Annotated in this window: 17 protein-coding genes; 10 read left to right on the top strand and 7 right to left on the bottom strand. The window is 71.9% G+C overall.

What is annotated here, in order from left to right; genetic code table 11:
• Positions 1-1,620 precede the first annotated feature (1,620 nt).
• A complete protein-coding gene (locus ACFY3L_RS51855) occupies positions 1,621-2,004 on the top strand; it encodes a hypothetical protein (protein WP_389342449.1) in 384 nt (127 codons plus the stop codon).
• Between the two features lie 24 nt (positions 2,005-2,028).
• On the opposite strand, the gene ACFY3L_RS51860 is transcribed toward ACFY3L_RS51855, so the two are convergent.
• The 3 genes from ACFY3L_RS51860 to ACFY3L_RS51870 are packed head-to-tail and all read right to left on the bottom strand — an operon-like array spanning position 2,029 to position 4,177.
• A complete protein-coding gene (locus tag ACFY3L_RS51860) occupies positions 2,029-2,220 on the bottom strand; it encodes a DUF5703 family protein (protein WP_327010753.1) in 192 nt (63 codons plus the stop codon).
• A 12-nt stretch (positions 2,221-2,232) separates the two neighbouring features.
• On the bottom strand, positions 2,233-3,195 hold the full coding sequence (locus ACFY3L_RS51865; RefSeq protein WP_389342452.1) for a YncE family protein: 963 nt from the start codon (positions 3,193-3,195) through the stop codon (positions 2,233-2,235).
• Positions 3,196-3,205: 10 nt separating this feature from the next.
• On the bottom strand, positions 3,206-4,177 hold the full coding sequence (locus ACFY3L_RS51870; protein WP_389342455.1) for an aldo/keto reductase: 972 nt from the start codon (positions 4,175-4,177) through the stop codon (positions 3,206-3,208).
• A gap of 105 nt (positions 4,178-4,282) precedes the next feature.
• Here ACFY3L_RS51870 and ACFY3L_RS51875 point away from each other — a divergent pair, with 105 nt between their 5' ends.
• The 5 genes from ACFY3L_RS51875 (at position 4,283) to mshC (ending at position 8,865) form a co-directional block, all read left to right on the top strand.
• A complete protein-coding gene (locus ACFY3L_RS51875) occupies positions 4,283-5,332 on the top strand; it encodes an LLM class F420-dependent oxidoreductase (protein WP_389342458.1) in 1,050 nt (349 codons plus the stop codon).
• Positions 5,329-6,027: a histidine phosphatase family protein gene (locus tag ACFY3L_RS51880; RefSeq protein ID WP_389342461.1), complete on the top strand. Its 699-nt coding sequence runs from the start codon at positions 5,329-5,331 to the stop codon at positions 6,025-6,027. Before ACFY3L_RS51875 ends, ACFY3L_RS51880 begins: the two co-directional genes overlap by 4 nt.
• A gap of 140 nt (positions 6,028-6,167) precedes the next feature.
• Entirely contained in the window at positions 6,168-6,731 is a 564-nt protein-coding gene (locus ACFY3L_RS51885; RefSeq protein ID WP_389342464.1) for a DUF3090 domain-containing protein, read from the top strand.
• A gap of 5 nt (positions 6,732-6,736) precedes the next feature.
• On the top strand, positions 6,737-7,540 hold the full coding sequence (locus ACFY3L_RS51890) for an SCO1664 family protein (protein WP_389342467.1): 804 nt from the start codon (positions 6,737-6,739) through the stop codon (positions 7,538-7,540).
• A gap of 74 nt (positions 7,541-7,614) precedes the next feature.
• On the top strand, positions 7,615-8,865 hold the full coding sequence (mshC, locus tag ACFY3L_RS51895) for a cysteine--1-D-myo-inosityl 2-amino-2-deoxy-alpha-D-glucopyranoside ligase (RefSeq protein WP_389342470.1): 1,251 nt from the start codon (positions 7,615-7,617) through the stop codon (positions 8,863-8,865).
• Between the two features lie 758 nt (positions 8,866-9,623).
• Here the strand turns inward: mshC and ACFY3L_RS51900 are convergent.
• Positions 9,624-10,499, bottom strand: a complete 876-nt coding sequence (locus tag ACFY3L_RS51900; protein WP_389342473.1) for a LysR family transcriptional regulator — start codon at positions 10,497-10,499, stop codon at positions 9,624-9,626.
• Between the two features lie 71 nt (positions 10,500-10,570).
• Here ACFY3L_RS51900 and ACFY3L_RS51905 point away from each other — a divergent pair, with 71 nt between their 5' ends.
• The 3 genes from ACFY3L_RS51905 to mctP all read left to right on the top strand — a co-directional run bounded on the left by ACFY3L_RS51905 (position 10,571) and on the right by mctP (position 13,668).
• Positions 10,571-11,497, top strand: coding sequence for a threonine/serine dehydratase (locus ACFY3L_RS51905; RefSeq protein WP_389342476.1), 927 nt, complete (start codon positions 10,571-10,573; stop codon positions 11,495-11,497).
• A 287-nt stretch (positions 11,498-11,784) separates the two neighbouring features.
• Complete coding sequence (locus ACFY3L_RS51910; RefSeq protein WP_033357190.1) at positions 11,785-12,006, top strand: DUF3311 domain-containing protein; 222 nt, start codon at positions 11,785-11,787, stop codon at positions 12,004-12,006.
• A gap of 6 nt (positions 12,007-12,012) precedes the next feature.
• The gene (gene mctP / locus ACFY3L_RS51915; protein ID WP_389342479.1) at positions 12,013-13,668 is read left to right on the top strand and encodes a monocarboxylate uptake permease MctP; all 1,656 of its coding nucleotides are present in this window, start codon (positions 12,013-12,015) and stop codon (positions 13,666-13,668) included.
• A gap of 92 nt (positions 13,669-13,760) precedes the next feature.
• Here mctP and ACFY3L_RS51920 read toward each other — a convergent pair whose 3' ends face one another.
• The 3 genes from ACFY3L_RS51920 to ACFY3L_RS51930 form a co-directional block, all read right to left on the bottom strand.
• The gene (locus ACFY3L_RS51920; protein ID WP_389342482.1) at positions 13,761-14,867 is read right to left on the bottom strand and encodes a hypothetical protein; all 1,107 of its coding nucleotides are present in this window, start codon (positions 14,865-14,867) and stop codon (positions 13,761-13,763) included.
• Complete coding sequence (locus tag ACFY3L_RS51925; protein ID WP_389342485.1) at positions 14,803-15,393, bottom strand: sigma-70 family RNA polymerase sigma factor; 591 nt, start codon at positions 15,391-15,393, stop codon at positions 14,803-14,805. Before ACFY3L_RS51925 ends, ACFY3L_RS51920 begins: the two co-directional genes overlap by 65 nt.
• Positions 15,394-15,565: 172 nt before the next feature.
• The gene (locus ACFY3L_RS51930; RefSeq protein ID WP_389342488.1) at positions 15,566-16,360 is read right to left on the bottom strand and encodes a GntR family transcriptional regulator; all 795 of its coding nucleotides are present in this window, start codon (positions 16,358-16,360) and stop codon (positions 15,566-15,568) included.
• Positions 16,361-16,498: 138 nt separating this feature from the next.
• Between ACFY3L_RS51930 and ACFY3L_RS51935 the strand changes: the two genes are divergently transcribed.
• Entirely contained in the window at positions 16,499-17,713 is a 1,215-nt protein-coding gene (locus ACFY3L_RS51935) for a pyridoxal phosphate-dependent aminotransferase (RefSeq protein WP_389342491.1), read from the top strand.
• Positions 17,714-17,730 lie beyond the last annotated feature (17 nt).

Raw genomic sequence — 17,730 nt, forward strand, 5'->3', positions numbered from 1 at the left:
CAGGTCCCACTCGGCATCGGTGAGTTCGAATCGGGCAGTCATAGCGTCTGGGTAACAACCCCGACGCTACAGATCATCCCAACTCAAGATCCAAGGGACACGGCCTAGTGGCCCGGTTTCGCTCGGCGGGGCTGCCGGTGGATCTTGTCGGCCATCGCCGTCCTCGGCGGGCGGTCTCAGGCGAGGTCCGCGTGCGGGTTCGCCGATCCATGTGGGATTTCGCAGGAGCAGGCCAGCACGGCGGGGGGTTTCTTCCTGCCCGGCCTGGGGCCGGTCGCCAGGTGGCGTGGTTGCGGTGTTGATCCCGGCCGCCGTCCTCACATGGTCCAGCGCCGTCGAGGGTGTCATTCGGTGTTTCCACGCCGTCGTTGGCCTTCACAACCAGTGCACGTCACGCCGGTCGCTGACGTCGGGCTCGTCGTTGTTGGTTCATGACCAGGGCACATCGCACCGGTTGCAGACACAGCGCTCACCGTCGTGGTTCACCACCAGCACGACGTACCCCCGACCGCGGACGCCGCCGCGTGGTACGACCTCGTGCGAATCGATCGTGGTCATGGCCTTGTTGATCCAAGTCGCGTGGTGGTCGTCCGGGCGGCCAGGGGCGTCCTTCGATCATGACGAGGCCGGTTGCTGGGATGTTCCGGCGGTGAGGTGCTGTTCAGACGCGGTGCGTGCGAGTGTGCCCGTCTCCCGGGTGGTTCGGTTTCGCTGGGCGGGCTGCGGGTGGATCTTGTCGGCCATCGCCGTCCTCGGCGGGCGGTCTCAGGCGAGGTCCGCGTGCGGGTTCGCCGATCCATGTGGGATTTCGCAGGAGCAAGCCAGCGCGGTGGGTGAGTTCTTCCTGCCCGGCCTGGGGGTGGGCGCCAGGTGGCGTGGTTGCGGTGATGTTCCCCGGCCTTCGTCCACGCATGGTCCAGCGCCGTCGAGGGCATCCTTCGGTGCTTCCACACCGTCGTTGGCCTTTCACAACCAGTGCACATCGCACCGGCTGCCGACGTCGTCCTCACACCACCAGCACGATGTGCCCCGTCGAAGACGCCGCCCCGTGGCACGTCCTCGTGCGAATCAATCGTGGTCATTGCTTTTCGATCCAAGTCGCGTGGTGGTCGTCCGGGCGGCCAGGGGCGTCCTTCGATCATGACGAGGCCGGTTGCTGGGATGTTCCGGCGGCGAGGTGCTGTTCAAACGCGGTCCGTGCCAGCGCGGTGGGTGGGTTGTTTCCGCCCGGCCTAAGGCCGGGCGCCTGGTGGCGTGGTTGCGGTGTTGTTCCCGGGCGCCGTTCTCGCATGGTCCAGCGCAGTCGAGGGCGTCATTCGGTGTTTCCACGCCTTCACAACCAGTGCACGTCACGCCGGCCGCCGACGTCGCGCTCGTCGTTGTTGGTTCATGACCAGGGGACATCACACCGGCTGCCGACGTCGTCCTCATACCACCAGCACGATGTGCCCCGACCGAAGACGCCGCCCTGCGGCACGACCTCGTGCGGATCGGTCGTGGTCATTGCGCGGGCGGCCAGGGGCGTCCTTCGATCATGACGAGGCCGGTTGCGGGGTGTTCGGCCGCTGTCGGTCGTGTGGAGCCGGCGCTCGTCGGATCGGGGTCTGCGAGGATCGGCCGGTGCAGGCTGAGCAGGATGCGGAGTCGCGGCGGAGCGAGGCGATCGTGGGGTTTCTCAGCGCGGGGCTGGACGTGCCGCCGTCGAGGGCGGTCATTGTCTCGGCGCTGGGGGAGGCGCGGCGGGTGGTGCGGGGGCGCCGGGAGCTCGGGCTGGGGATCGGCGAGTGGCTGGACGGGGAGGTCCGGCTGCGGGGCGTCCGAGAGAACGCGGCCGTCCTGGCCGTGCTTGAGGTGCCGGAGTGGCGGGACGGGGCCGCCGGCGGGTACCGCGGTGCGCATCCTGAGCGGGCGGGGGTGCTCGAGGCGGTGCTGGCCGTCATCGGTCAGGCGCCCGTTGTTCACCGGCCGTGTGTGGTCGGCGTGCGGCTGGAGGGCGCACGATGAGGGTGGATCCGAGGAGCAGAAGGCCTACGTGCTGAGGCCCGGCATGGCGTCGCTGGTGAGTTTGCGGCGGAGCATGACCTGGCGGGTGCCGTCCGCGTAGAGGCGGACCCTGGCCAGCTCCCAGCCGCCGTATTCGGCCTGGATCGTCAGCTGTGCGTTGGCGGTCAGCCGGTCGACGTTCGACGGCAACCGCAACGGCACGTATTCGTAGTCCATGAACCGATATTGCTACGGCGAAATGCGCTGCACCAGCCCTTCAGCCGACCCGGCGACCGCGAGCGTGCCGGTGGTGGGGTCGGCGGCGACGGCGATCGGCAGGCGGACGGTGGGGTGGCGCGCGACCTCGCGGGGGGTGCCGCCGCTCAGGTCGTAGCCGACCAGTTCGTTACGCTGCGTGACTGTGACCCACAGTACGGAGCGGGTGAAGGTGAGCGCGTACGGGCCGCCGGGGACGGGGTAGCGCTGGCGCAGGAGCAGCGGGCCGGTCTCGAAGACCAGGAGTTCGCCGTCGCGGGCGTCGAGGACCAGGAACCTGCCTTTGTCGTCGGTCGTGACGGTGGCGGCGCCGTCGCCGGCGCGGAGGCCTTCGCGGCGGGCGCCGGAGGTGGCGTCGTACACGGTGAGTGACGTCTCGGCGGGGTCCAGGACGCCGATGAGATCGCCGGTGACGGCGACGCCGCCGGGGTTGCCGCCGGTGTGGATCGTGCGGGTGACGGCCCCGGTGGGAGAGAGGATGATCACGTCGCCGAGGGTGGGGACGGCCACCGCGGTCCAGCCGGACGGGTGCACGGCGAGGGCGGTGCCGGGGCCCGGCAGCTCCCAGCGAACCGTCGGACCGCCACCGCCACCGCCGTCGACGGTCAGCACGGTGCTGCCCGCCACGGCGCGGAAGCCGCCGGACGGGAGGGCGACCACGGCTCGTACAGGAGCCGGCGTCGGCAGGAGAGCGTTGCCCGAAGCGTCGAGAACGGCCAGCCCGGACGGCAGCCCGACCGCTGTCCGTGGCCCGGAGACGGCGACGGCGGAAGGGGACCCGCCGGCCGGGGAGACGACCCCGGCGGGGGAGGCGGACGGCGCCGGTGCCCAGGTGGGGGTCGGGACCGTCGCGTCCGGGTGGCCGACCGGAGCTCCGGCGTCGCACCCGGCGAGCAGCGCTACCAGTACAAGAGACGTCAACGCGGATCGGATCATGATCTGCTGATTATGTCTGCCGCTCGGGATAGCCCGACGTCGGAGCCGACACGTCGTCGAGGGCGGCGCGGATCTCGCGGGGCAGCTCGATCTCCTCGGTCTGCAGGGCGCCGAGGAGCTGGCCGACGGTGCGGGCGCCGAGGACGGGGGCGACGACGCCCGGCCGGTCGCGGACCCAGGCGAGCGCGACCTCGAGGGGCGACACGCCGAGGCCGCCGGCGGCGGTGGCGACCGCCTCGACGATGCCGGCGCAGCGGTCGTCGAGGTAGGGGGCGACGAACCGCTCGAAGTGCGGCGACGCGGCGCGCGAGTCGGCGGGCACGCCGCCGCGGTACTTGCCGGTGAGGACGCCGCGGCCGAGGGGTGACCAGGGCAGCAGGCCGATGCCGAGCGCGGAGCAGGCGGGGATCACCTCGCGCTCGATGCCGCGTTCGAGCAGCGAGTATTCGACCTGTGTGGAGACCAGCGGGGCGCGGCCGGGCCAGGCGGCCTGCCAGGTGGCGGCGCGGGCGGTCTGCCAGCCGGAGAAGTTCGACACACCCGCGTAGCGGGCGCGGCCCGTCGACACCGCCGTGTCGAGCGCGCTGAGGGTCTCCTCCAGGGGGGTGTCGGGGTCGTACCCGTGGATCTGCCACAGGTCGACGTGGTCGGTCCCGAGGCGTTCGAGGGACGTGTCGAGGGCGCGCAGCAGGTGGCTGCGGGAGCCGTCGCGGCGGCGCGCCATGCCCGGGCGCAGGCCGGCCTTCGTGGCGATGACCAGCTCGTCGCGGGGCACGAGCCGGCCGACGAGGGCGCCGATCACCGACTCCGCCTCGCCGTCGGCGTAGACGTCGGCCGTGTCCAGCAGCGTGCCGCCCGCGTCGCGGAACGTCTTGAGCTGGGCGGCCGCATCGTCGGCGTCGGTGTCACGGCCCCAGGTCATGGTGCCGAGGGCCAGCCGGGATACCGCCAGCCCGCTACGGCCGAGCGGTCGCTGTTGCATAGGTGGAACGATACGGCCGGATCCCACCGAAGGCGGGTAGGTGGGCCCCCCGCTACCCTTGGTGCCGCCCGTGCAGGGTCGCGCGGGGGACCCTGGGAGGCAGATGTGCGGCTCGCGTTGAACCTCGGATATCTCGCGGCGTGGAATGAACCGGCCGGTCACCTGGCCCTCGCGCAGGAAGCCGACCGCCTCGGCTTCTCCTGCGTGTGGGTGGCGGAGGCGTACGGGTCGGACGCCCCCTCGATGCTCGCGTGGTTCGCGGGCCAGACGGAGCGCATCGAGCTGGGCTCCGCGGTGTTCCAGATCCCGGCCCGGACGCCGGCGATGGCGGCGATGACCGCGGCGACGATCGACAAGCTGTCCGGCGGCCGGTTCCGGCTCGGTCTCGGCGTGTCGGGCCCGCAGGTGTCCGAGGGGTGGCACGGCGTCCGGTTCGGCAAGCCGCTGCAGCGCACCCGCGAGTACATCGACATCGTCAACCTCGCGCTGACCCGCAAGACGGTCGCCTACGACGGGCAGCACTACCAGCTGCCGCTGCCCGACGGCCCCGGCAAGGCGCTCAAGCTGACGCTGCACCCGACCCGCGACCACGTCCCGGTGTACCTCGCCGCGGTCGGGCCGAAGAACCTGGAGCTCGCCGGCGAGGTCGCCGACGGGTGGCTGGCGATCTTCTTCTCACCCGAGTTCGCGACGGAGTCGCTGAAGCCGATCGAGGCGGGCCGGGCCAAGGCCGGCAAGACGCTCGACGGTTTCGAGATCTGCGCCGGTGTACCGGTGGTCATCGGCGACGACCCGCACATGTGCGCGGAGCTGGTGCGGCAGTACGCGGCGCTGTACGTCGGCGGGATGGGCAGCCGCGAGCAGAACTTCTACAACGCGCTCGCCACGCGGATGGGGTACGGCGACGCGGCCCGCGAGGTGCAGGACCTGTACCTGGCGAAGAAGCACCGCGAGGCGGCCGCGGCGATCCCGTTCGAGTTCATCGACCGCACGTCGCTGATCGGGCCCGTCGAGCGGATCGCGGAGCGGCTCAAGGCATACCAGGAGGCCGGCGTCACCGAGCTGGCGGCGCTGCTCTTCGGCGACCACGAGCACGGCACGGAGACCATGCGGCAGCTGATGCGCGCGTACGAGATGGCAGGCTTGTCCGCGTGACGACAGTGCTCCTGCTCCGGCACGGCCGGACCACCACGAACGCGAGCGGGGTGCTCGCCGGCCACCAGCCCGTCGGGCTCGACGACGTCGGACAGGCGCAGGCGCTGGCGGTCGGCGAGCGGCTCGCCGCGGCGAAGCTGCCCCTGGCGGCGGTGGTGTCCAGCCCGTTGCCGCGCTGCCGGGAGACGCTGTCGCTGGCTCTTCCCGACTTTTCCGACATTTCGGTGGATGAGGGGATTGTCGAGTGCCGCTACGGTGACTGGACCGGCCGGCCGCTCAAGGAGCTCGCCAAGGAGCCGCTGTGGGCGACGGTGCAGGCGCACCCGTCCGCGGCGGTGTTCCCCGGCCCCGAGGGCGAGTCGATGGCGGTGATGTCCGCCCGTGCGGTCGCCGCCATCCGTACGTGGGACGCCCGGCTCACCGAGTCGCACGGCGCGGACGCCGTCTGGCTCGCGTGCAGCCACGGCGACATCATCAAGGCGATCGTCGCCGACGCGCTCGGCATGCACCTGGACCTCTTCCAGCGCATCGCCGTCGAGCCCGCGTCGGTGACCGTCATCCGGTACACGCCGCTGCGGTCCTTCGTCCTGCGGCTGAACGACACCGGGGGAGATCTCTCCCCGTTCGTCCCGAAGGTCGACGAGGAGCCGACGTCGGATGCTGCCGTCGGGGGCGGTTCGGGCGGTTCTGTGTGATCTTGCCGCCTGGCGTGAGCGCTGACCGAAGCATGCGGATAGAGTTCTAGCATGAGCGGTCCGGAGCGTAGCGGAGGAGCCGCGGACGAGCGGCTCGGGCGGAGCTCACGCCGGCGCCGGAGCGCAGCGGAGGTGACAGTGTGAGCCACCAGGTGTACGCATTTGAACCGCCCGAGCGGTTCGTCGCGGGGACCGTCGGCGCGCCCGGGGAGCGGACTTTCTTCCTGCAGGCGCGCGGCGGCGGGCGGCTGATCAGCGTCGCCCTCGAAAAGGTGCAGGTGACCCTCCTCGCCGAGAAGCTCGAGGAGCTCCTGCTGGAGGCGCAGCGCCGCTTCGGCGTCGACCTGCCCGAGACCCCGGCCGCCGACACCAGCGACAACGAGCCGCTCGACACCCCTCTCGACGAGGAGTTCCGCGTCGGCACGCTCGGCCTCGCCTTCGACGTCGACACCGCGACCGTGGTCATCGAGGCGATCGCGGTCGGCGACGAGGAGACCGAGGAAGCCGACGACGAGGACGACGACGAGCTCAGCACCGCCGACCGGGACCGGCTGCGGGTCCGGCTGACGCCGCAGGCGACCCGCGCGTTCATCGACCGGGCCAAGCGGGTCGTCGCGTCCGGCCGGCCGCCGTGCCCGCTGTGCGGCCAGCCCCTCGACGCCCGAGGGCACCTCTGCCCGCGCCACAACGGCTACCGCCGGTAGACGCCGTGCCGGCTTTGCCCCAGGACGAGGCGCTGGAACTGCTCCGCCACGGCACCATGGAGATCGAAGGCCGGCTCATGGACGCGTCCAACGCGACGCTGCGGGCCGTCATCACGCACGGGTCGACCGTCGCCCGGTGCGTGTACAAGCCCGTCAGCGGCGAGCGGCCCCTGTGGGACTTCCCCGACGGCACCCTCGCCGGCCGTGAGTACGCGGCCTGGCTGCTCTCCGAGGCCACCGGCTGGTCCGTGGTCCCGCCGACCGTCCTGCGCGACGGCCCCCTCGGCACCGGCATGGTCCAGCTGTGGATCGACGACGAGCTGCAGACCGACGACGCGATCCTCGGCTTCGTGCCCGCCGGCAAGGTCCCGCGCACCTGGAAGCGCATCCTCAGCGCGCGCGACGAGCACGGGCGCGCCTTCGTCCTCGCCCACGACGACGACCCCCGGCTCGCGCGGATGGCGGTCTTCGACGCCGTCGCCAACAACGCCGACCGCAAGGGCGGGCACATCATCGACACCGTCGACGGCCGCGTGTACGGCGTCGACCACGGCATCTGCTTCCACGCCGAGGACAAGCTGCGCACCATCCTGTGGGGCTGGGCCGGCGAGCCGCTGCCCGACGAGGCGATCGAGGTGCTGGAGAAGCTGCGCGCCCAGTACACCGCCGGGCTCGCCGAGGCGCTCTCGGAGCACCTGACCGCGGCCGAGGTCGGCACCGTCGCGCTACGGATCACCCAGCTGCTGCAGGGCAAGCGGTACCCGGCCCCCGACGAGGACCGCCACGCCATTCCGTGGCCGCCGATGTGAGGCCCTGTCTACGCTAGGTTCGTCACACCGGTCTCCCCGATGTTTCCGTCGTACCCCGCGGATAGTCTTGGCGAATGGACTCATGGTCGGCACCGGCGGTGCCCACGCTGCCCCGCACCGCTGCCGGTGCGACCACCCTCGCCCTGTTCGACTCCGCGCGCCGCGAGATCGCGCCGGTGCTGGTCGAGGGCAGGCCCGCCACCATGTATGTCTGCGGCATCACCCCCTATGACGCCACCCACCTCGGCCACGCCGCCACGATGCTCGCGTTCGACCTGGCCAACCGGGTCTGGCGCGACGCCGGCCACGAGGTCGACTATGTCCAGAACGTCACCGACATCGACGACCCGCTGCTGGAGCGCGCCGCCCGCGACGGCGAGGACTGGGTCGTGCTCGCGATGCGCGAGACCGCCCTCTTCCGCGAGGACATGGAGGCGCTGCGGATCATCCCGCCGAGGCGCTACGTCGGCGCCGTCGAGTCCATTCCGCAGATCGCGCGCCAGGTGTCCGCGCTGATCGCGAGCGGCCACGCGTATGCGCTGGAGGACGGCACCGGCGACGTCTACTTCAGCGTCGCGACCGCCCCCGGCTTCGGCAGCGAGTCCAACCTGTCCCGCACCGAGATGCTCCGCCTCGCCGCCGAGCGCGGCGGCGACCCGCAGCGCCCCGGCAAGCGCGACCCGCTCGACCCGCTGCTCTGGCGCGGCCTGCGCGAGGGCGAGCCCGCGTGGGACGGCGGCGACCTCGGCCCCGGCCGCCCCGGCTGGCACATCGAGTGCGCCGTCATCGCCCAGAGCCTCCTCGGCGACACCATCGACGTCCAGGGCGGCGGCAACGACCTGCTCTTCCCGCACCACGAGTGTTCGGCCGCCCACGCCGAGGCCCTCAGCGGCAAGGCCCCCTTCGCCACGCACTACGTGCACGCCGGCATGATCGGCCTCGACGGCGACAAGATGTCCAAGAGTCAGGGCAACCTCGTCTTCGTCTCCCGCCTGCGCGGCGACGGCGTCGACCCGATGGCGGTCCGCCTCGGCCTCCTCGCCGACCACTACCGCAACGACCGGCAGTGGACCGACGACGTCCTCAAGACCGGCCAGCAGCGCCTCTCCCGCTGGCGCACCGCCGCCAAGGCCACGGTCGGCCCGTCCGGCATCGAGCTGCTCGAGCAGCTCCGCGAGCGCCTCGCCGACGACCTCGACACACCGGGCGCCCTGGCCGCCGTCGACGCCTGGGTCGACGCCACCCTGGCCGACGCCGGCGAGGACCGCGACGCCCCCGCCGTGCTGCGCCTCGCCGTCGACGCCCTGCTGGGCATCAAGTTGTAGCCCGTCCCCACCGCCGACACGTCGCCGGGCATCGGTTCCTCGCCCGCGTCGTTGAAGCATTGAAGGATCGCGCGGGCGGGCCGGCCTGATCGCCGCACCCGGGATCGTCGGACGCCCCGGGTCGCCGCCCGGCGGAGGCCTCCCGCCCGCGCTGCTTCACTCCCGCCCCCTCGACCGGACGGGTTCACTCTCGTGCACCCGGCCGGACGGGTTGCCTCTCGTGCCGCGCACGGGTTCGCTCTCGTGTTCCGCCCGCGCTTCTTCGTTTGCGCGGCCGGCGAGGGGTTCGCTCGTGCTCCCGGCCGGGCGGGTTGCCTCTCGTGCCGCGCGGGTTCGCTCTCGTGTTCCGCCCGCGCTTCTTCGTTTGCCCGGCTGGCGCCGGGTTCGCTCGTGCTCCCGGTCGGACGGGTTGCCTCTCGTGCCCCGCACGGGTTCGCTCTCGTGTTCCGCCCGCGCTTCTTCGTTTGCCCGGCCGGCGACGGGTTCGCTCGTGCTCCCGGCCGGACGGGTTGCCTCTCGTGCCCAGGCCGGACGATCCGCACGCATCGCCGCGGGTCATGGGCAGTCTGTGGCCTCGGCACACCGATGCGGCGGGCGAGTCGGAACAGGCCGGCCGCGGAGTCGTCCGCAAAGAGGAGCGGCTGCTGCCCGACCCGGGCCCGGCCGGGACACCCCAGGTACATCCGCACGTGCCGCCGGATGCCGGCGGCCGGGACAGGGCCGGTGGTCAGGCCCCTCAGCGCTGCCGTCCGAAGCGGCTATGCGGGCGCGCCGGTGGTCAGGAGGGCGTCGAGCAGGGCGGCGGGGGCGGGCGGGTCGGGAGGGGTGCCGTAGAGCGCGGCGTTGACGCGCCGGCCGGGGCCGGGGAGCGGCTGGGCTCGTACGCCTGCCGAACGGTGCGCGCGCAGCGCCAGGTCCGGCAGGATCGTGACGCCCAGGCCGGCGGCGACCAGGGCCTGGACGGCGACATAGTCGTCGGTGGTGAAGGCGATCTCCGGTGTGAACCCGGCCGCCGCGCACCGCCGCACCAGGCTCGTCCGGCAGCGTTCGCAGCCGCCGATCCAGCGGGCGTCGGCGAGGTCGGGCAGGTCGCGGGTCTCGGTGAGGCCGGTGACGAGGTGCAGCGGCTCGTCGAACAGCGGCGTCAGCCGGACGCCGTCGTCCGGGGCCGGCTCGCCGGCGGCGTAGTCGAAGACGACCGCCAGGTCGACCTCGCCGGCCTTGAGCAGCCGCAGAGCCTCCGGCGGCTCGGCCTCCACCAGGCTCAGCGCGACGCCCGGATGCGACGCGGCGAAGCGGGCGGCGGCGAGCGGCACGAACGATCCCAGCGCCGACGGGAACGCGGCGAGCCGCACCCGGCCGGCCGTCAGCCCGCTCAGCGACTCGAGCTCCGCCTCGGCGGCGTCGAGCCGGCCAAGGATCTCCTCGGCGCGCTCGGCGAGAAGCCGGCCGGCGGGGGTGAGGCGCACGCCGCGGCCGACGCGCTGCACGAGACGCGCGCCCGTCTCGGCCTCGAGGCGCGACAGGTGGTGGCTGACCGACGGCTGAGCGTAGTGCAGCGCCTCGGCGGCGGCGGTGACCGAGCCGTGCCGGGCGACCGCGACGAGGACCCGCAGGCGCGTCACGTCAAGCATTGATCCCACCTATGGATTCCCGAGGAACTCGGCATTGGATTTATATATGGTACTGGCAGCAAGCTGGACCCATGTTGGGACTCAACGATGTGCTGCGGGCCCGGCGGGCCCTCGATCCGCACCTGCCAGCCACTCCGTCCTGGTCGTATCCGCTGCTGGACGAGGTCGCGGGGCGCAGCGTGGTGGTCAAGCACGAGAACGCGCAACCGACCGGGGCGTTCAAGGTCCGCGGGGCGCTGAACCTCATGGCCGGACTCGGCGCGGGGGCGCCCGTCGTCTCGTACTCGACCGGCAACCACGCCCGGTCGATCGCCTACGCCGCCCGCGTGTTCGGCGTCCCGGCGCACGTCGTGATGCCGGCCGGGGTCGCGGAGTTCAAGGTTCGCGCGGTGCGGGCGCTCGGCGCGACCGTGTCGCTGCACGGGGAGAACATGGCCGCGGCGGAGGCGTACGCCGAGGAGCACGCCAGCACGGCCGGCGGCCGGCTGGTCAGTCCCGGTGACGAGCCGGCCTTGATCGCCGGCGTCGGGACCGCCTACCTGGAGCTGTTCGAGCGCCACCCGGACCTGGACACGGTGGTGGTGCCGATCGGCAGCGGTACAGGAGCGGCGGCCGCCTGCGTCGTGGCCGCCGCCGTCGCGCCCGGCTGCCGGGTCGTCGGCGTGCAGTCCAGCGCCGCGCCGGCCGCGCACGACTCGTGGCGGGCCGGGGCGTGCGTGCACCGGGACAACCGGACCAGGGTCGACGGGCTGGCGACGGGGCGCGGGTTCGAGGTGCCGCAGAAGATCCTGCGGGACCTGCTCGCCGACTTCGTGCTCGTCGACGACGACGCGATCGACGACGCCCGGCGGGTGCTGTCCGGCCGCGCGCACACCCAGGCGGAAGGCGCCGGCGCCGCCGCCCTGGCCGCGGTCCTCGCCCGGCCCGACCTGATGGGGGAGCGGGTCGCGGTGATCCTGACCGGCGGCAACGCCACCCCCGCCGAGCTGTCGCGATGACCCCCGGCCGGAAAGCCTGCCCGAGGCACCGGACCGCCGCGCCCATTCCAGCTCGGCGGGGCGGCAGGGCACGTCCACCCCCGCACCGGGATCCCGGCCCCGGTGGGCGGGCACGCGAGACCGGCGTAACCCCCCCAGAGTGTGATCCAGGACACCATCCGGCGCGCGGAACCGACCGTTCGCCGATCCGTGCGACCGCCGGTCAGCGCCCGGGACTGCGATCAGGTTACGTCGATCTACCTGGCCGCCCGCCAGGCGCGCACAACCCCCCGTGAAGGAGGTAGGCCGTGACCGGTCCCGAAAGGCCCGACACCCCGCGGGCCGCGGACAAGAGCCCGTGGAACTGGCTGTTGTTCATCCCGATCGTGCTGCCGCTGGTCACCGTCTGGTACAACGCCGACAGCCCCCGCCTGCTCGGCTTCCCCCGGTTCTACTGGATGCAGCTCGCCATCATCGCCGTCGGCGTCGGCACCACGACGCTGGTCTACCAGATGACGAAGCGGCGGTGACCGGCGATGTGGCGTGACCATCAGGTCGAGATCGCGATCTTCGTCATCCTGTTCGCCGGGGTGAGCGTGGTCGGCTTCGTCGCCGCCCGCTGGCGCCGCCCGGACAACCTCAACCACCTCGACGAATGGGGGCTCGGCGGCCGCAGCTTCGGCGGCTGGATCACCTGGTTCCTGGTCGGCGGCGACCTGTACACCGCCTACACCTTCGTCGCCGTCCCGGCGCTGCTGTTCGCGGCCGGCGCGGCCGGCTTCTTCGCCGTCCCGTACACCGTCATCATCTATCCGCTCGTGTTCCTCGTCCTGGTGCGGATGTGGTCCGTGTCGCACCGGCACGGGTTCGTGACGCCGGCGGACTTCGTGCGGGCCCGGTTCCAGTCACCCACGCTCGCGCTGCTGATCGCGGTCACCGGGATCGTGGCGACGATGCCGTACATCGCGCTGCAGCTCGTCGGCATCGAGTCGGTGCTCAAGACGATGGGGGTGACCGGTGCGGGCACGATCGCCCGGCACCTGCCGATCATCGTCGCGTTCGCGATCCTCGCCGCCTACACCTACTCCAGCGGCCTGCGGGCGCCGGCGCTCATCGCGTTCGTCAAGGACACCCTGATCTACGTCGTCATCCTCGTCGCGGTGTTCTACCTGCCGTACAAGCTCGGCGGCTGGGGCGCCATCTTCGACGCCGCCGACGCGAAGTTCGACAAGACCCCGGCGGCGACCGACGGCATCCTCCTCAACGCCAACAACCAGCTGCAGTACATCACCCTCGCCCTCGGCTCCGCGCTCGCGCTGTTCCTCTACCCGCACAGTCTCACGGGTGTACTGGCGAGCAAGAACCGCGACGTGATCAAGCGGAACATGTCGGCGCTGCCGGCGTACTCGCTGCTGCTGGGCCTCATCGCGCTGCTCGGCTACGCCGCGATCGCCGCCGGCGTCGCCCCGCTGAAGAACCCGAACGGCACCAACGACAACAACACCGTCGTGCCGCTGCTGTTCGACAAGCTCTTCCCCGACTGGTTCGCCGGCGTCGCGTACGCCGCCATCGGCATCGGCGCGCTCGTCCCCGCCGCCATCATGTCGATCGCCGCCGCGAACCTGTTCACCCGCAACGTGTACCGCGAATACCTGAAACGCGACGCCACCCCGCACCAGGAGGCGACCGTGTCGAAGGTGACGTCGCTGCTGGTCAAGGTCGGCGCGCTGGTCTTCGTCGTCTTCGTCGACCCGCAGTTCTCCATCGACCTGCAGCTCATCGGCGGCGTCATCATCCTGCAGACCCTGCCGGCGGTCGCGCTGGGCCTGTTCACCCGGTGGTTCCACCGCGGCGCGCTGATCGGCGGGTGGGTCGCCGGGATGGGCCTCGGCATGTGGATGCTGTACCAGATCCCCAACGCCGCCACGAAGCGCGCCCACTTCGGTGGCTCCGCGTTCCCGCTGAAGGAGTTCGGCTTCGACTCCGCGAAGACGATCTATGTCGGTTTCGTCGCGGTCGCGGTCAACCTGATCGTCGCGGCGCTGCTCACGTTGATCCTGCGGGCCGCGTCGGTCGCCGACGGCGGCGACGACACCAGCGCGGCGGACTACTTCGCCGACGAGGGCGACCCGCGCGTCACCACCGCCGGCCCGGCCACGAAGCCGGAGGTCGCCCCCGACCCGATCACCTGACCGGCGCCCGCCGGACGACCATGACGGCCACACACCGACCGGTGGGTGGCCGTCATGGTCGTCCATGGGCGGATCCATGGGGCGAACCGCGGTCAGGGGATCGCCGCGGTGACCGTGGTCCAGGTGCGCTCGTTCTTCACGTCGGCGAGGGTGGCGCCGTCCAGCACCTTCCGCATCTCCGCGTCGGTCAGCCGTCCGCCGCTGCTGACCTGGATGTCCACGCCGTCGACCCACTTGTTGCAGAAGCCGTTGCCGCACGTCACGCCCGGCGACGGCTGCTGGTTGGAGTTGGCGGCCGGCACCACGTACACCACGAAACTGCCCGCCGGGTCGTCGCCGTCCTCACCGCCGAACGGTGCCGTCAGCCCCGTGGTCGGCAGGGCCGGGTTGCTGAACAGCAGGCCCGCGTAGTCGCCCTCGCGGGCCGTGGCGATCCCGTTGAGCCCCGTCATGGCGTGCGCCGACGCCTCCTGCAGGCGGTACCCGGCCGGCACGTGGCTCAGCTTCACCGGCACCTTCACCGGCACGGACGCCTGGCCGCGCAGCCCGGCGGCGAGGTCGCGCAGGTCCTTCGCCGACGGGTACGCGGCGTCGTCGGAGCTGGCCTGGATCACCGCCCACGCGTCGGTGTTGTACTGCCACGCAAGCGTCCGCCGCACCGCCCAGCCGAGGTACGGGACGCCGGCCTCCAGCCCCGGCCGCCCGGCGATGGTCACCGGCCGCGTGCCGGTCAGCTTCGACGGGTCGTACGCGCCGGCCCGGTACACGGTCAGGTACGCGTACAGCTTCTTGCCGCCCTGCGCCGACGCGCTCGGGTCGCCGGGGCTGTCGGTGGTGATCAGCCCGTCCGCGTAGACGGAGGCGAGCTGGTACGCGGTCGACACGTCGACCGGCTGCGCCACCCGCAGCTTGCCGACCCTGTAGCCGGCGAACGTGAACGTGAACGACTCCGCGGTCGCCGGCACCGGCTGGTTGCTCCCCGGGGCGCCCACCTGGATCGGCGCCTCCTGGCCGCCGCGTCCGAGGGCGGGCACGGCGACGGCGGCGGCGATCACCCCCAGCACGGCGACGGCGGCGGCACCGGTCGCCACCCTGCGCCGGCGCTGGACCCGCCGGCCCGCCGCCAGGATCTGGTCAGCGTCGTGCCGCAGCGGCGGTGGCTCTGACGTCGCCAGCTCCACCAGGTCCTGCATCTGCATTGGTCCACTCTCCGAGTTCAGACGGTTCATCCAAGACCACGCCTCCGGCGGCGAGGGCCGCCCGGAGATTCGCCAGACCTCTGGTCGTCTGGCTCCTGACCGATGCGGCCCGGATCCCGAGCGCCTCCGCGGCCTCCTCGGCCGTCATGCCCAGGTAGTACCGCAGCACCAGCACCGCCCGCTGCCGGACGGGCACCGCCTGCAGCGCCCTGCGCACGGTCAGGCGTTCGTCGGCGGCACCGGTGGGATCGGCCTGGGCGACGTCCGGCACCCTGTCGCCGGCGGATCGTTCCCGCCGCCACCATGGCCGCCGGGTCTCGTCGATCGCCGCCCGCACGACCATCGTCTGCGCGTACAGGTCCGGTCGATCGAGCCGCGACCAGCGCGGATACAACTTGGCCAGGGCGTTGGCGACGGCGTCCTCCGCCGAGTGCCAGTCCCCGCACGTGACGTACGCCAGGTTTCGCAGCGCCGCCATCCGCGCCGCCACGAACTCCCGGAACCCGTCCGGATCCTCTGCCTTCAAAGGGCCGCTCCCTCCGCCGCGGATAGAACGGTCCCCGCCCACCCGAACGCTGCACGCCCGCCGGAACTTTCTCGGAGTGCATTCCGGGGCGCGCCGCAAGTGTGCGGTGCCGGCCTGAACCGCGGCGTCACATCAGGAGCCGGTCATCGGGGGCCGACCGGCCGCGGAGGTCCTAGCCGAGGGCGAGGTCGGGCTCGTCGATGGGCAGGCCGGGGCGGACGCCGGGGATCTTGTACTCCTCGGTCAGCGAGGTCATCGGGCCCGGCCAGGCGGCCTGGGCGACCTCGATCGGCTTGTGCTCGGCGTCGTACGCGATGTGCAGCAGCACCAGGACGGGCGTGTCGGGGCGGATCTGCAGCAGCTCCGCCTCCTCGCGGGTGGGGAGGCGGGCGCTCACCTGGTCGCGGGCGCTCGTGTAGCGGCGGCCGGTCTCGGCCTCGACCTCCTGGTACAGCGGGCGGTCGAACACGTCGGGGCGCTCGATGGACGTGCCGCGCACGTCGGCGGGGCGGAACCAGGAGGCGCCGACCTCGACCGGGGCGTCGCCGGTGCGGACGAGGTGACGCCGGACGAGCAGCGGCACGCCGACGTCGATGCCGAAGGCCTCGGCGACGTCGGGCGGGCAGGGCATGGCGCCGACCTGCATCAGGTGCTGGCGGTAGCGGGCGGCGAGCTCGGCGTGGTAGCCGCGCTCCGCACCGTAGCGCCCGCGGGAGAGCCGGTTCATCCGGCGCTTCGTGCCGCGGACGAACGTCCCCGAGCCGGGACGGGTGATCAGCAGGCCTTCGATCCGCAGCTGGTCGATGGTGCGCTGGACGGTCTGCTTGGCGACCCCGAACTGCGTGGCGAGCGACGGGATCGACGGCAGTCGCTCGCCCGGTGCCCAGTCGCCACGGTGGATCCGGGCCCGGAGCTGCGCGGCGATCTGCCGGTGCGGGAACTCCGCGGCCCCAGGGTTGATGGTCATACGTAGAAGACTAGCCTCCTAGGAAGCTGTACGCAAGGCGAACGGGGCCACAATGAGCCCAGGAACGGCGGGTACAGATTCGCCACATGATGGGAAGTGGCTACTGAGCTATGGGAGTGGGGCTCGTACTGTGACTCCATGCAGGTGACTCAGTCCGCGAAGCTGGCCAACGTCTGTTACGACATCCGCGGACCGGTCATGGCCGCCGCCAAGCAGATGGAGGCCGAGGGCCACCACATCCTGAAGCTCAACATCGGCAACCCGGCGCCGTTCGGGTTCGAGGCGCCGGAGGAGATCCTCCAGGACGTCATCCTGAACCTGCCCGCCGCCCACGGGTACGGCGACTCCAAGGGCCTGCTGTCGGCCCGGCGCGCGGTCGTGCAGTACTACCAGCAGAAGCAGGTCTACGGCGTCGACATCGAGGACGTGTACCTCGGCAACGGCGTCTCCGAGCTCATCGTGATGGCGCTGCAGGCGCTGCTCGACAACGGCGACGAGGTGCTGATCCCTTCGCCGGACTACCCGCTGTGGACCGCCTCGGTCAGCCTGTGCGGCGGGCGGGCCGTGCACTACGTCTGCGACGAGAGCAATGACTGGATGCCGGACGTCGACGACATCGCCGCCAAGGTCACGCCGCGCACCAAGGCGATCGTGATCATCAACCCGAACAACCCGACCGGCGCGGTGTACTCGCAGGAGATGATCGAGCGGATCACCGAGGTCGCCCGCCGGCACAACCTGCTGGTCTTCTCCGACGAGATCTACGACAAGATCCTCTACGACGACACGACGCACGTCTCGACGGCCGCGGTGGCGCCGGACCTGCTCACGCTGACGTTCAACGGGCTGTCGAAGGCCTACCGGGTGGCCGGCTTCCGCACCGGCTGGCTGGTGCTGTCGGGGCCGAAGCAGCACGCGACCAGCTACATCGAGGGCCTGGACATCCTCGCCAACATGCGGCTGTGCCCCAACGTGCCGACGCAGCACGCCGTGCAGACGGCGCTCGGCGGGTACCAGAGCATCAACGACCTCATCCTGCCCGGGGGCAGGCTGCTCGCCCAGCGTGACACCGCCTGGCGGATGCTCAACGACATCCCGGGCGTGTCGTGCACGAAGCCGAAGGGCGCGCTCTACATGTTCCCGCGCATCGACCCCGAGGTGCACCCGATCAAGGACGACCTGCAGTTCGCGCTCGACCTGCTCCGCAAGGAGAAGCTCATGGTCGTGCAGGGCACCGGGTTCAACTGGCACCACCCCGACCACTTCCGGATCGTGACGCTGCCGCGGGTGGCCGACCTGGAGGACGCGATCGGGCGGATCGGCCGGTTCCTCAGCACGTACCGCCAGGTCTGAGCGCTCGGTGGAAGGGG

This window comes from Dactylosporangium sp. NPDC000521 (assembly GCF_042898305.1).
GTDB lineage: Bacteria > Actinomycetota > Actinomycetes > Mycobacteriales > Micromonosporaceae > Dactylosporangium.

Bases quoted from the DNA above. Each gene is read 5' to 3' on its own strand.
- ACFY3L_RS51935 (WP_389342491.1), top strand. From the start codon at position 16,499: ATGCAGGTGACTCAGTCCGCGAAGCTGGCCAACGTCTGTTACGACATC.
- ACFY3L_RS51900 (WP_389342473.1), bottom strand. From the start codon at position 10,499: ATGCTTGACGTGACGCGCCTGCGGGTCCTCGTCGCGGTCGCCCGGCAC.
- ACFY3L_RS51905 (WP_389342476.1), top strand. From the start codon at position 10,571: ATGTTGGGACTCAACGATGTGCTGCGGGCCCGGCGGGCCCTCGATCCG.
- mctP (WP_389342479.1), top strand. From the start codon at position 12,013: ATGTGGCGTGACCATCAGGTCGAGATCGCGATCTTCGTCATCCTGTTC.
- ACFY3L_RS51920 (WP_389342482.1), bottom strand. From the start codon at position 14,867: ATGCAGATGCAGGACCTGGTGGAGCTGGCGACGTCAGAGCCACCGCCG.
- ACFY3L_RS51870 (WP_389342455.1), bottom strand. From the start codon at position 4,177: ATGCAACAGCGACCGCTCGGCCGTAGCGGGCTGGCGGTATCCCGGCTG.
- mshC (WP_389342470.1), top strand. From the start codon at position 7,615: ATGGACTCATGGTCGGCACCGGCGGTGCCCACGCTGCCCCGCACCGCT.
- ACFY3L_RS51865 (WP_389342452.1), bottom strand. From the start codon at position 3,195: ATGATCCGATCCGCGTTGACGTCTCTTGTACTGGTAGCGCTGCTCGCC.
- ACFY3L_RS51930 (WP_389342488.1), bottom strand. From the start codon at position 16,360: ATGACCATCAACCCTGGGGCCGCGGAGTTCCCGCACCGGCAGATCGCC.
- ACFY3L_RS51860 (WP_327010753.1), bottom strand. From the start codon at position 2,220: ATGGACTACGAATACGTGCCGTTGCGGTTGCCGTCGAACGTCGACCGG.